The sequence below is a fragment of the Kitasatospora sp. NPDC127060 genome (assembly GCF_042724935.1).
Lineage (GTDB): Bacteria > Actinomycetota > Actinomycetes > Streptomycetales > Streptomycetaceae > Kitasatospora.
Window position 1 is genome coordinate 1 of record NZ_JBHXEG010000092.1, and the last position, 13104, is coordinate 13104.

The 13104-nt window shown below is 72.8% G+C and carries 11 protein-coding genes and 1 pseudogene; 10 read left to right on the forward strand and 2 right to left on the reverse strand.

The annotated features are described in order from the left end of the window. Positions 1 to 97: 97 nt before the first annotated feature. From ACFWIS_RS34530 to ACFWIS_RS34545, 4 genes and pseudogenes are all read left to right on the forward strand, one after another. Positions 98 to 835 (forward strand): annotated as a pseudogene (locus ACFWIS_RS34530) (ATP-binding protein); the annotation flags it as partial. Beyond that, positions 832 to 2070 (forward strand): DNA-processing protein DprA, encoded by a 1239-nt coding sequence (gene dprA, locus ACFWIS_RS34535; protein WP_380453356.1) that lies wholly within the window; start codon positions 832 to 834, stop codon positions 2068 to 2070. The pseudogene ACFWIS_RS34530 and the gene dprA, both read left to right, overlap by 4 nt. Before the next feature lie 552 nt (positions 2071 to 2622). Beyond that, a complete protein-coding gene (whiG, locus tag ACFWIS_RS34540; RefSeq protein WP_380453469.1) occupies positions 2623 to 3495 on the forward strand; it encodes an RNA polymerase sigma factor WhiG in 873 nt (290 codons plus the stop codon). Between the two features lie 115 nt (positions 3496 to 3610). Then, entirely contained in the window at positions 3611 to 4195 is a 585-nt protein-coding gene (locus ACFWIS_RS34545; RefSeq protein WP_380453467.1) for a TetR/AcrR family transcriptional regulator, read from the forward strand. A gap of 61 nt (positions 4196 to 4256) precedes the next feature. On the opposite strand, the gene ACFWIS_RS34550 is transcribed toward ACFWIS_RS34545, so the two are convergent. Continuing rightward, positions 4257 to 4616 (reverse strand): peptidoglycan DD-metalloendopeptidase family protein, encoded by a 360-nt coding sequence (locus ACFWIS_RS34550; RefSeq protein ID WP_380453355.1) that lies wholly within the window; start codon positions 4614 to 4616, stop codon positions 4257 to 4259. A 981-nt stretch (positions 4617 to 5597) separates the two neighbouring features. Here ACFWIS_RS34550 and rpsB point away from each other — a divergent pair. The 6 genes from rpsB to rlmN all read left to right on the forward strand — a co-directional run bounded on the left by rpsB (position 5598) and on the right by rlmN (position 11922). After that, entirely contained in the window at positions 5598 to 6512 is a 915-nt protein-coding gene (rpsB, locus tag ACFWIS_RS34555; protein WP_380453353.1) for a 30S ribosomal protein S2, read from the forward strand. A 129-nt stretch (positions 6513 to 6641) separates the two neighbouring features. Then, positions 6642 to 7481, forward strand: a complete 840-nt coding sequence (gene tsf, locus ACFWIS_RS34560) for a translation elongation factor Ts (RefSeq protein ID WP_380453351.1) — start codon at positions 6642 to 6644, stop codon at positions 7479 to 7481. Positions 7482 to 7743: 262 nt separating this feature from the next. Next, positions 7744 to 8508 (forward strand): UMP kinase, encoded by a 765-nt coding sequence (gene pyrH, locus ACFWIS_RS34565; RefSeq protein WP_030056790.1) that lies wholly within the window; start codon positions 7744 to 7746, stop codon positions 8506 to 8508. 96 nt (positions 8509 to 8604) lie between these two features. Next, complete coding sequence (frr, locus tag ACFWIS_RS34570; RefSeq protein WP_380417258.1) at positions 8605 to 9162, forward strand: ribosome recycling factor; 558 nt, start codon at positions 8605 to 8607, stop codon at positions 9160 to 9162. Between the two features lie 512 nt (positions 9163 to 9674). After that, the gene (locus ACFWIS_RS34575; RefSeq protein WP_380453349.1) at positions 9675 to 10748 is read left to right on the forward strand and encodes a phosphatidate cytidylyltransferase; all 1074 of its coding nucleotides are present in this window, start codon (positions 9675 to 9677) and stop codon (positions 10746 to 10748) included. Positions 10749 to 10821: 73 nt separating this feature from the next. After that, positions 10822 to 11922: a 23S rRNA (adenine(2503)-C(2))-methyltransferase RlmN gene (gene rlmN / locus ACFWIS_RS34580; protein ID WP_380453347.1), complete on the forward strand. Its 1101-nt coding sequence runs from the start codon at positions 10822 to 10824 to the stop codon at positions 11920 to 11922. A 15-nt stretch (positions 11923 to 11937) separates the two neighbouring features. Here the strand turns inward: rlmN and ACFWIS_RS34585 are convergent, their stop codons facing one another. Continuing rightward, positions 11938 to 13089: a hypothetical protein gene (locus tag ACFWIS_RS34585; protein WP_380453345.1), complete on the reverse strand. Its 1152-nt coding sequence runs from the start codon at positions 13087 to 13089 to the stop codon at positions 11938 to 11940. Positions 13090 to 13104 lie beyond the last annotated feature (15 nt).

Below are 13104 nucleotides of genomic sequence, written 5' to 3' on the forward strand. Positions count from 1 at the left end.
CCCAGCCATGATTGCCAGGTGAGTGCGTCCCGGACATGAACGCGACGCATTCACCCAGCTCAGAGGCGATGCGAACTCGCGGCGGTTCGGAAAACAGGACGAGGCGCCGGAGTTCCCGGTACGGGTGCTCGACGCGCTGCGCCAGCCGCTGGAGTCCGGCGAGGTGGTGATCGCCCGATCGGCAGGATCGCTCCGGCTCCCGGCCCGATTCCTCCTCTGCCTGGCCGCCAATCCGTGCCCGTGCGGCCGGTACTCGCGGCGGGGCGAGGGCTGTGAGTGCACCCCGGCCATGGTCAGCCGGTACCAGGGGCGGCTCTCCGGTCCGCTGCTGGACCGGGTCGACCTCCAGGTCCAGGTCGCCCCGGTGACCAGGATCGAGCTGATGGAGCGGGACACCACGGCCGAGAACACCGAGACCGTCGCGGCCCGGGTGCTGGCGGCGCGGGAGCGGGCTGCGGTCCGGCTGGCGCACACCCCGTGGCGGACCAACGCGGAGGTGCCCGGCCATGAACTGCGGACCCGGTGGCAGCTCGGGTCCGGTGCGCTCGACGACGTCGCCCGTCAGCTGGAGCGCGGGCTGCTGACCGCGCGCGGCCTGGACCGGGTGCTCCGGGTCGCCTGGACGGTCGCCGACCTGGCCGGCCGCGACCGGCCGGACCAGCGGGACGTGCGCACCGCCCTGGTCCTGCGCACCGGGGTCGAGCAGGGGCTCCCGCTGCCCGAACGCGGATACGGCCGGGCCGGGATCATCCCGGCACAGCGCAGGCCCGGCCCGGAGGACGACTGGCCCGACCCGCCGGAGAAGCCCCTGGCGAACGAGGAGGAGGCGGCGTGAACCAGCTGTTGGGGCACCCCCAAGCGGCCCAAGCGGCCCAAGCACTTCAAGCAGCCCAAGCACCCCGGGCAGACCGAGCACCCCGGCCGGCCGAGGCCGGCCCGCCGACCGGACGCGAACCGGAGCGGCTCGCCCGGGCCCTGCTCAACCGGCTCAGCGAACCGGGCGACGCGGTGGTCGGCCGCTGGCTCGGCCAGCTCCCCGCCGTGGAGGTGGTCCGGGCGATCAGGGAGGGCGACGTCCCCGACCACCCCGGGCTGGACTCCGCCCGGCTGGCCGCCTACCAGGCGCGGCTCCCGGGGCTCGACCCGGCGAACGACCTGAAACGGGTACGGGACGTCGGCGGGCGCTTCATCATTCCGGGGGACACGGAATGGCCCAGTCAACTGGACGACCTGGGTGACGGACGCCCGATCGGGCTGTGGACCACCGGCACGGGTTCACTGCGGCTGCTCGCCCTCCGCTCGGTGGCCGTGGTGGGATCGCGGGCCTGCACGGCCTACGGCGCCCATGTCGCGGGCGAGCTCTCGGCCCAACTGGCCGAGCGCGGCTGGGTCGTGGTCTCCGGTGCCGCGTACGGGATCGACGCCGCGGCCCACCGAGGGGTGCTTGCCGTCGGCGGGATGACCGTCGCCGTGCTGGCCTGCGGAGTCGACGTGGCCTACCCGAAGGGGAACGCCGAACTGATCCGGCGGATCGGCGTCCAGGGCCTGTTGGTCAGCGAACTCCCGCCCGGAGAGCACCCGAACCGCTTCCGCTTCGTGCTCCGCAACCGGGTCATCGCGGCGCTGACCCGGGGCACCGTGGTGGTCGAGGCGGCTCTGCGCAGCGGAGCCCTGAGCACGGCCAGACGGGCGCGGGACCTCAACCGCCACACCATGGGTGTCGCCGGGCCCGTCACTTCGGAGCTCTCCGCCGGGGTCCACGCCCTGATCCGCAGCGGCGGCGCCACGCTGGTCACCGACGCGGCCGAGATCACCGAACTGGTCGGGTCGATCGGGGAGGATCTCGCCCCGCAGCGCAGCGGTCCGGTCCTGCCGAGGGACTTGCTGGAGCCGGCGGTGGCCCGGGTGCTGGAGGCCGTACCGGCCACGGCGGACGGCGCTCCGGTCGAGCGACTGGCCCGCCAGTCCGGACTCCCGCCGGACGAAGTCCTGCAACGGCTCTACGAGTTGGTCTCGCTCGGCTTCGTGGAGCGGCACGGTGCGCACTGGCGAGCGGTACGGAGGAGGTGAGCGGCGGGCGGGCGAACATGGGTGCGCCCGGGGGAGGCGAGTCGGCACGGTCCGGCTGACCTGCTGATCCGGTTCTTCCGCTCGTGTGCCCGGATCCGGTGAGCGAACGCCACCGGATCGGGGGACGACCGAGTGGCGGTAGCGCTTTGCAGTGGGTCGGTGACGCTACGCTCCACATGCCTTCCCTATCAGCACATGACTCGGCAGAACGGCGCAGACCAACGTATGCCCACACACATTCCCGGACACAGAGTGACCGGTGGCGCTCGGTCCTCGGGAGGGCCGCGGACCGAGCGGCGCACCGTGACCGAGTTCCCGCCCAAGTCGGCGGGGACGATGGGAGGCCTGTCGCGCCAGGGCGGCCGGCCGACGGTGGTACCAGGCCAGCCCGCGGACACGACCAAGGACGCCGATCCAGCCAGGGACGCCGACACGACCGGAGGCGCTGACCCGGCCCGCACCGCCGAGCCGGCCCGCAACCCCGGGGCGGTCGGCGGGGCGGTCGGCGAAGCGGACGCGCCGGGTGGTGCGGCCGTCGACCATGCCCCCCGGTTGGCTTCGAGTGCCCCCGCCCCGGATGCCACCTCCCCACCCGGTTCCCGGCCCCGCCGGGAGCGGGCGGGCACGGGGGAGGGCGCAGACGGTCGGGAGGCCGGGGCCCCGGGGCGCAGCGCGCTCGAAGAGCTCTGGCGTTCGTACAAGGAGACCGGCGACCAACGACTGCGCGAGCAGCTGATCCTGCACTACTCACCACTCGTCAAGTACGTGGCGGGCCGGGTCGGGGTCGGCCTGCCCTCCAATGTCGAGCAGGCCGACTTCGTCTCCTCCGGGGTCTTCGGGCTGATCGACGCGATCGAGAAGTTCGACATCGACCGCGCCATCAAGTTCGAGACCTACGCGATCAGCCGCATCCGCGGCGCGATCATCGACGAGCTGCGCGCCCTGGACTGGATCCCCCGCTCGGTGCGCCAGAAGGCGAAGGCCGTCGAACGGACCTACGCGACACTGGAGGCCCGGCTGCGCCGGACGCCGCACGACCCCGAGGTCGCGGCCGAGATGGGCATCGCGATCGAGGACCTGCACGCGATCTTCAGCCAGCTGTCGCTCGCCAATGTGGTGGCCCTGGACGAGCTGCTGCACCCGGTGGGGGAGGGCGGCGACCGGCTGAGCCTGGTGGACACCCTGGAGGACCACGGGGCGGACGACCCGGTCGAGGTGGCCGAGGACCGCGAGCTGCGCAGACTGCTGGCCCAGGCGGTCAACACCCTCCCCGAGCGGGAGAAGACCGTGGTGACGCTCTACTACTACGAGGGACTCACCCTCGCCGAGATCGGACAGGTGCTGGGGGTGACGGAGAGCCGGGTGAGCCAGATCCACACCAAGTCCGTCCTCCAACTGCGCGCCAAGCTCTCGGACGTCCGGTAGCGAGCCGCCGGAGCCGTCCGACGGGCCCGGCCCCCGCGCCCGGATGCGCGGCGCTGTACCGGCCGCAGACAGGGCTCCGTACAGTGGGAGCGTGCCGAAGATCCGAGCGGCCACGGTGGCCGAGCATCGCCAGCTGCAGCGGGCAGCCCTCCTGGATGCTGCCCGCAACCTGCTCACCGAAGGTGGCATGGAGGCCCTGACCTTCCCCGCGCTCGCGGCCCGCACCGGGCTGGCGCGCTCCTCCGTCTACGAGTACTTCCGCTCCCGCGCCGCTGTGGTCGAGGCGCTGTGCGAGGCGGACTTCCCGCTCTGGGCGGCCGAGATCGAAGCCGGGATGGCGAGCTGCGACACCGCTGCCGAGCGGATCGAGGCGTACGTCCGCGGTCAGCTGGACCTGGCCGGCGACCCGAGGCACCGCGCCGTCATGGCCATCTCGGCACTGGAACTGGACGAGGCCGCGCGTGAGCGCATCCGAGTGGCGCACAGCCGGCTCGCCGGCCTGGTCGTCCGGGCCCTGGAGGACCTCGGCCACGAGCAGCCCCGGCTCGCCGCGGCGTTGTTGCAGGGGGTCGTGGAGGCGGCCGTCCGCCGGGCCGAGCAGTTCGCCACCGGGGACCGGGCGGGTTGCCCGGTCGAGTCCCCCGAGGCGGTCGCCGATGGTGCCGTCGCCCTGGTGCTGCGCGGCCTCGACCGCACCTGAATCACCGTCCGGCCCGGTCGTCGAACTCTTGCCGAGCAACGACCCCTTCCCTCGGGCCGGGTCACTCCATCCGCGCGGCCCGGCCCGGCCCGCTCAGTGGCAGCAGGCGTGCCCGGCCCGTGCCGAGCAGGGCCAGCGGATCGAGGTAGCGGCCGCCGCGCAGCAGCCCCCAGTGCAGGCAGTCCCGCGCGCCGCAGTGCCGCCCGTCCGGGGCGAGCTGACCGATCACCTGCCCGGCGGCCACCGCGGTGCCGACCGGGAGCTCGCCGAGGACGGGCAGGTAGGTGGTCCGCAGCGGGGGAGTCCCGGAGCCCGGATGGGTGACGGTCACCACCGGGCGCCCCGCCACCAGCCCGGAGAACGCGATCACCCCGGCGGCAGCCGCCCGTACCTCCGCCCCGGGTGCGGCGGAGAGGTCCACCCCCCGGTGCCCGGCCGCCCACGGTTTCGCCGGTGGCTCGAACCGCTTCAACATCCCGTTCGGCCCGCCCACCGGCCAGGCCCGCGCCGCACCCCAAGCTGAACCGCCGGCTGAACCGCCGCCGGAGTCGCCGCCGGAGTCGCCGCCGGACCCGGCGACGGGGCCACCTCCACTCGGCCCGCCGCCCGCCGAAGCTCGCGCCGCACCAGAAGCAGCAGGCACACCAGCCACGCCAGCAGCCCACCCCACCCCCGCCGGCACCCCCAACGCACTCGCAACCCCCACCAGGGCGAGCAGCGCCGCCGGCACCGCCCCGGTGACCATCCCTCGAACCCCACGCCGTCCAGTCATGCCCCGAGGCTGGCCGTGCCCCGACGTCCACACCACCCAGATCCGGATGCCTGTGGACAAACCACCCCCGCCCCGGATCGCCGTCACCCGGACGGGTGTACGGGCGCCGCCATCCGGTGTACAAACGGCATACGAGGACCGTTCGGCGGGCAGGGGGCCGACCAGTCGGCACCCTTCCTCCGTCCGCGGCGGCCCCGTCGCCGAAGCCGTTCTCCCGGGCTCCCGCCCGGTCGGCCTACCGGGCCCGTCCCCGGGCCGTCGACAGCTCGTGGCCCGTTCGTCCGCAGCCCGCCCGTAGGCCCTCGCGCGCCCGCGAAGTCGCTCGCTGCTCGGCGCTTCCCGTACACTTCACACGCGACCCGGTCCACCGGGTCGACTTCGCACGCCCCGCCACCGGTGGTCGGACGCGGTTCTTCCGCGGCCCCACCAGGTGCGAGTGCCGCTCGGTCCGCCGAGCCCGACCGGTCCCCGGACCGAGCGGGTGGAAGCGGCTCGGCACGATCGGGGCGTCAGGCGTGGCTGTCACCTGGCCGCCACGGACAACCGAGACTGACCTGGCCGTAGGCACTTCGCCCGAGGGAACCCCCGAGGGCAGCCACAGCCGGGCCGTAACACCTGAGGAGCACGGCAATGGCCGTCGTCACGATGCGGGAGCTGCTGGAGAGCGGCGTCCACTTCGGTCACCAGACCCGCCGCTGGAACCCGAAGATGAAGCGCTTCATCATCACCGAGCGCAACGGCATCTACATCATCGACCTGCTGCAGTCGCTGAACTACATCGACCGCGCCTTCGAGTTCATCAAGGAGACCGTTGCCCACGGCGGCAGCGTCCTCTTCGTCGGCACGAAGAAGCAGGCCCAGGAGGCCATCGCCGAGCAGGCCACCCGCGTGGGCATGCCCTACGTGAACCAGCGCTGGCTCGGCGGCATGCTGACCAACTTCTCGACCGTCTACAAGCGTCTGCAGCGCCTGAAGGAGCTCGGCGAGCTGGACTTCTCGGACGTGGCCGGCTCCGGCCTCACCAAGAAGGAGCTCCTGGTCCTCCAGCGCGAGCACGACAAGCTGGAGAAGACCCTCGGCGGTATCCGCGACATGCAGCGCGTTCCCAGCGCTGTCTGGATCGTGGACACCAAGAAGGAGCACATCGCGGTCGGCGAGGCCCGGAAGCTCAACATCCCGGTCGTCGCCATCCTCGACACCAACTGTGACCCGGACGAGGTCGACTACAAGATCCCGGGCAACGACGACGCGATCCGCTCCGTCACCCTGCTGACCCGCGTGATCGCCGACGCCGTCGCCGAGGGCCTGAAGTCCCGCGCCGGTGTCGCCAAGGCCGACACCAAGGCCGAGCCGGGCGCCGACCAGCCGCTGGCCGACTGGGAGAAGGACCTCATCGAGGGCGAGAAGAAGGCCGAGGAGGCCCCCGCGGCCGCCGAGGCTCCGGCTGAGGCCCCCGCTGCCGAGGCCGCCGCCACCGAGGCCCCGGCCACCGAGGCCCCGGCCACCGAGGCCCCGGCCACCGAGGCTCCGGCCGAGCAGGCCTGACGTACCAAGGGTGAGGGGCACTCGCCGGTACGACACCGGCAGGTGCCCCTCTCTCCCGCGCCGGGACCGAACCATCGGTCCCGGCGCATCCCCACGCAGACACGCGAGACGCGAGAAGAGATTCACACCATGGCGAACTTCACCGCCGCGGACGTCAAGAAGCTCCGTGAGCTCACCGGCGCCGGCATGATGGACTGCAAGAAGGCCCTGGACGAGGCCGAGGGCAACGTCGAGAAGGCCGTCGAGCTCCTGCGCATCAAGGGCCAGAAGGGTGTTGCCAAGCGCGAGGGCCGTGACGCCTCCAACGGCGCCGTCGCCGCGCTGATCGCCGAGGACAAGAAGTCCGGCGTTCTGGTCGAGCTGAACTGCGAGACCGACTTCGTCGCCAAGGGTGACAACTTCGTCCAGGTCGCCGACGCGATCGCCGCCCACGTCGCCAAGAGCGCCCCGGCCGACCTGGACGCCGCCCTGGCTTCCGAGATCGAGGCCGGCAAGACCGTCCAGCAGTTCGTGGACGAGGCCAACGCGACCCTGGGCGAGAAGATCGTCTTCCGTCGCTTCGCCCAGTTCAACGGTGACGGCTTCGTCGCGGTCTACCTGCACAAGACCAGCCCCGACCTGCCGCCGACCGTCGGTGTCCTGGTCGAGCTGGACAAGGAGAACGCCGAGGTCGCCAAGGACGTCGCGCAGCACATCGCCGCCTTCGCGCCGAAGTACCTGTCCCGCGAGGAGATCCCGGCCGAGGCCCTCGAGAACGAGCGCCGCGTCGCCGAGGCCACCGCCCGCGAGGAGGGCAAGCCGGAGGCCGCCCTGCCGAAGATCGTCGAGGGTCGCGTCACCGGCTTCGTGAAGGAGAACTCCGTCCTGGAGCAGGCCTTCGCCAAGGACAACAAGAAGACCGTCGCCAAGGTCCTCGAGGAGGCCGGCGTCTCCCTCAAGCGCTTCGCCCGCTTCCGCGTCGGCGCCTGAGCCACGTTCCACCTGGTCCCCGGCCCCTCTAGGCTGGGAACCGCCCCCGCCCGCTGACCAGGGCGGGCGGAACGCCGAACGGGCTCACCCAGCGCCAACCGTCCATGGGCGGGCCGTGTCGGCACCATGAACGACGAGGAGGCCATTGCCGTGCAGGACACCGAACCGGTTCCCGCGGCAGTGGCCTCCTCTCGTGTACGCGCAGGCCGGGCATCCGCACGCCCAGGCCTGTGAGCCAGCAGGTGCAATAAAGGAGAAGTCCATGCAGGAGACGCAGGAGACCGCGCAGGACCCCAAGGCCGGCTCGCGCCGCCGGGTGCTGCTCAAGCTGTCCGGTGAAGCCTTCGCCGGTGGCGGCGGGCTCGGCGTCGACCCGGACGTCGTGCACGCGATCGCCCGCGAGATCGCCACGGTCGTCCGCGCCGGTACCGAGGTCGCGGTGGTCATCGGCGGCGGCAACTTCTTCCGGGGCGCCGAGCTGCAGGTCCGCGGCATGGACCGGGCCCGGTCCGACTACATGGGCATGCTCGGCACCGTCATGAACTGCCTGGCACTGCAGGACTTCCTGGTCAAGGAAGGCATCGAGACCCGGGTCCAGACCGCCATCACCATGGGCCAGGTCGCCGAGCCGTACCTGCCGCTGCGGGCCGTCCGGCACCTGGAGAAGGGCCGCGTGGTGATCTTCGGCGCGGGTATGGGCATGCCGTACTTCTCCACCGACACCACGGCCGTCCAGCGCGCCCTGGAGATCCACGCCGACGTCCTGCTGATGGGCAAGAACGGCGTGGACGGCGTCTACGACTCCGACCCCCGGACCAACCCGGACGCGGTGAAGTTCGACGCGCTGGAGTACTCCGAGGTCATCGCGCGCGACCTCAAGGTCGCCGACCTCACCGCGATCACGCTGTGCAAGGACAACAACCTCCCGATGCTGGTATTCGAACTGCTGGCGGAGGGCAATATCGCGCGTGCGGTGAAGAGTGAGAAGATCGGCACACTCATCAGCCAGGATTCTGTCCGGGCCTGAGCAGCAACCAGCCGTACGGGGCGGCGTCCGCCGCGACCGGCCCCGATGCCGACACCGGTCGGGACAACAGCAGATGAACCGGACAGGGAGATCACAGTGATCGAAGAGACCCTCCTCGAGGCCGAGGAGAAGATGGAGAAGGCCGTCGTCGTCGCCAAGGACGACCTTGCGGCCATCCGCACCGGCCGGGCGCACCCGGCGATGTTCGCCAAGATCGTCGCCGAGTACTACGGTGCCGTGACGCCGATCAACCAGCTGGCCTCGTTCTCGGTGCCGGAGCCCCGGATGGCGGTCGTCTCGCCGTTCGACAAGACCGCTCTGAAGGCCATCGAGCAGGCGATCCGCGACTCCGACCTGGGCGTCAACCCGTCGAACGACGGCTCTATCATCCGGGTGGTGCTGCCGGAGCTGACCGAGGAGCGCCGCCGCGAGTTCATCAAGATCGCCCGCACCAAGGGCGAGGACGCCAAGGTCTCGATCCGTTCGGTGCGCCGCAAGGCCAAGGACGCCATCGACAAGCTGGTCAAGGACGGCGAGGTCGGCGAGGACGACGGCCGCCGCGCCGAGAAGGAGCTCGACGACACCACGGCCAAGTACGTGGCCCAGGTCGACGAGCTGCTGAAGCACAAGGAAGCCGAGCTGCTCGAGGTCTGATGAACGACGCCCCTGACGCCCCTGGCTACTGGGGCCCGTCCGACCAGCAGTTCCAGCCTTACCGCCCGGCGCCGCAGCCGCAGGCACCCCGGCCGCCGGCGGGTCCGGCGCCGGGGTCCGGCGAGCACCCGGCGCCGGACCGGGCGCAGCCCTTCCCCGGCCAGCCCGGCCACCCCGGCGACCAGGCCGTGCCGGGTGCCGTCCCCGGGGACCAGGCCCTCCGTTCGGATCACTCCCAGCGGCCTCCGGTGTACTGGGGCGGCGACGCGGAGGAGACTCAGGTCATGCCTCCCGTACCGGCCGATCCCGGCCCGCACCCCGGCGCGCCCGACCGTGGTCAGGCCCAGGTCCCGTCGGCAGTGCCCGGCGGGTACCCGGCTCCAGGCCGGCACCCGGGCCCGGGTCAGCATCCGACCCCCGGCCGGCGCGCGGCGCACGGTCGGCCGACCGCGCCCGCCGACGCCGCCGCGCCCGCCGACCCCGGTCCGGAGCAGGCCAGGGAGCCTGGCCGGATGAGCGGCCCGCTGTTCCGGGACGAGCAGCCCGAGACCGCGCCGCCCGGAGTGACGGAGACGGTCGTGCTGCGCGCGATAACCGACGACGTCACCCCCGCCCCCGGCCACGGCGCCCCGCCGTACCCGGGGGCGCCGGTGCACCCCGCGCCGCCGCAGAGCCACTGGGCGGCGGGGCAGCCCCCCTTCGTGCCGTCGTCCCATCCAGGGCAGGAGACACCCGTGGCCGCCCAGCCCGCCCCGCAGCCGGAGCCGCGCAAGCAGCGCGGTGGCCGTAACCTCCAGGCCGCCATAGGCGTGGGAGTGGGCCTCGGCGTGGTGATCATCGCCACGCTGTTCGTGGTCAAGGCGCTGTTCCTGTTCGTCGTGATGGCCGCGGTGGCGGTCGGCAGCTGGGAGCTGACCACCCGGCTCGCCGAGCGCAAACAGATCAAGGTGCCGCTGATCCCGCTGGTGGTGGGCGGTGTCGCGATGGTCGCCACCGGCTACTGGGCCGGCGTCGAGTGGGCCGCGGCCTCGCTCGCGTTGACCGGGCTGGCGGTGATGGTCTGGCGGATGGCCGAGCCGCCGGAGAACTACCTGCGCGACATAACGGCAGGCGTGTTCACCGCCTTCTACGTGCCGTTCCTGGCGACCTTCGTGGCGATGATGCTGGCGGCCGACGACGGCCCCCAGCGGATCGTGCTCTTCCTGATCGTCACGATCTGCAGCGACACCGGCGCCTACGCGGTGGGCTACAAGTTCGGCCGGACGAAGCTGGCCCCGACGATCAGCCCCGGCAAGACCCGCGAGGGCCTGGCCGGCGGCATCGGTCTGTCGATGCTGGCGGGCGCCCTGCTGATGCAGCTGATCATCGACGGCGGCAGCTGGTGGCAGGGCCTGATCCTGGGCGGCTGCGCCGCGGTCACCGCGACCCTGGGCGACCTGGGCGAGTCGATGATCAAGCGCGACCTCGGGATCAAGGACATGGGCACCCTGCTGCCCGGCCACGGCGGCATCATGGACCGGCTGGACTCACTGCTGCCGACCGCCCCGGTGGTCTGGCTGCTGCTGGCGGCCTTCGTCGGGAGCTGACCCGCGGATCCGAGTACGGGCCCCGGACGCCAGGCGTCCGGGGCCCTCGCGCGTCTGCGACACTGGAACAACCATGCCTAAGCCCGGAGAACTCACCTTTGTCGCGCCGCGCGGCGCCAAGCCCCCGCGACACCTCGCCGACCTGAGCCCCGCCGAGCGCAAGGAGGCCGTCGCCGAGCTGGGCGAGCAGCCGTTCCGCGCCAAGCAGCTCTCCAACCACTACTTCGGCCGGATGTCCGCCGACCCGGCGAGCTGGACGGACATCCCCGCCGCCAGCCGGGAGAAGCTCACCGAGAGCCTGTTGCCCGAGCTGATGTCGGTGGTGCGGCACGTCTCCTGTGACGACGACACCACCCGCAAGACGCTGTGGAAGCTGTTCGACGGCACGCTCGTCGAGTCGGTGCTGATGCGTTACCCGGACCGGGTCACCATGTGCATCAGTTCGCAGGCCGGCTGCGGCATGAACTGCCCGTTCTGTGCCACCGGCCAGGCGGGGCTGACCCGCAACCTGTCCACCGGCGAGATCGTCGAGCAGATCGCCGCCGGGATGCGCGCGCTGAAGGCCGGTGAGATCCCGGGCGGCGAGGCGCGGCTGTCCAACGTGGTGTTCATGGGCATGGGCGAGCCGCTGGCCAACTACAACCGGGTGCTGGCCGCGATCCGCCGGCTGACCGACCCGGCGCCGGACGGCTTCGGCTTGTCCCAGCGCGGCATCACCGTCTCCACGGTCGGCCTCGTCCCGGCGATGAACCGGCTGGCCGACGAGGGTCTCAGCTGCCGGCTGGCGCTGTCGCTGCACGCCCCGGACGACGAGCTGCGCGACGAGCTGGTCCCGGTGAACACCCGGTGGAAGGTCGCCGAGGTGCTGGACGCGGCCTGGAACTACGCGGAGAAGTCCGGTCGCCGGATCTCCATCGAGTACGCGCTGATCAAGGACATCAACGACCAGGCGTGGCGCGCCGACCTGCTCGGTCGGCTGATCAAGAACCACCGGGTGCACGTCAACCTGATCCCGCTGAACCCGACCCCGGGTTCCAAGTGGACGGCCTCCCGGCCCGAGGACGAGCGCGAGTTCGTCCGCCGGCTGCAGTCGCACGGCGTGCCGACGACCGTCCGGGACACCCGCGGTCAGGAGATCGACGGCGCCTGCGGCCAGCTCGCGGCAGCCGGCTGAGGAATCCGGGCGGCCCTAGCGCAGCCCGGCGGCCGCCAGTGCGGCGGTCGCCCCGCCGGTCAGCAGCAGCGTGGTGCCCACCGCGAGGGTGCGCAGCGCGACGGCGCCGAACAGCAGTCGGGGGGCGGCACCGAGGCGCAGCAGCGCATCGGTGACCTCCCGCCGGTCGGTACGCACCTCGGCGAGCCGGGCGGTCACCGCCGCGGCCGCGCAGCCGAGGACCAGGCAGGCCTCGACGGCGGGCAGCGCGTCGGCGCTGTCGGGGGTGCCGATCCAGTAACGGACGGTGGTCAGCACCAGGGCGACGACCAGGGTGAGGACGGCCAGCGGTGGGCCGAGCCGGCGGGCCTGGGCGGTGAGGCCGCGTCCGGCCAGCAGCCGCAGCGGGGTGGGCCGGCCGAAGGCGAGCAGCCGTCCGGTCCAGGCGAGCAGCGGGCCGGTGAGCAGGGCGAGGCCGAGTGCGCTGGCGGCCCAGCCGCCGAGGGCGGCGGTGCTGGTGCTGCCGAGTCCGGCGGGCAGGTGGATCGGACGGCCGTCGGCGGAGGCGCCGGGGCGCAGGGCGATGAGTTCGAGCGCGGCACCGATGACGACCAGTCCGACCGGTACGGCGATCCGCAGCGGGCCGAAGCCGGTCCGGCCGTGGGGGCGGCCGCCCGGCAGGGTCTCGGCGACGGGCACCGCGCAGCCGGCGGCGAGGCCGGCGGTGAGCGGGACCAGTGCGAGCAGGGTGACCGGAGCGGCGGCCGGCAGCGGCACGCCCATGCCGAGGTCGGGGGCGAGCGAGGGCCCGGCGATGTCGTTGCGCAGCACCAGGAAGAGCAGCAGGGTGAGCACGCTGCCGAGGGCGCAGGCGAGGGCGACCTCGCCGGCGATCATGGCGCGGATCCGGCGGGAGCCGGCCCCGGCGGCGGTGAGGCCGGCGATCCGCTCGGGCCGCCGGGCGGGCACCGAGCGGGCGGCGACGGCGGCGAACCAGGCGACGGCGGCCAGCGGGGGCAGGCACCAGAGCAGTCGTACCAGGGCGTCGGCGCCGCCGAGCGGGTCGCTCAGCGCCCGGCCGAGGGAGCGCAGCAGGAAGGCGGCGACGACGGCGGCCGCCAGTGCGGTGAGCAGCCAGCGGCCGAGGTCGGGCACCCGGTAGCCCCGGGCCAGACGGAGGTAGAACACGTCGACTCTTTCAGC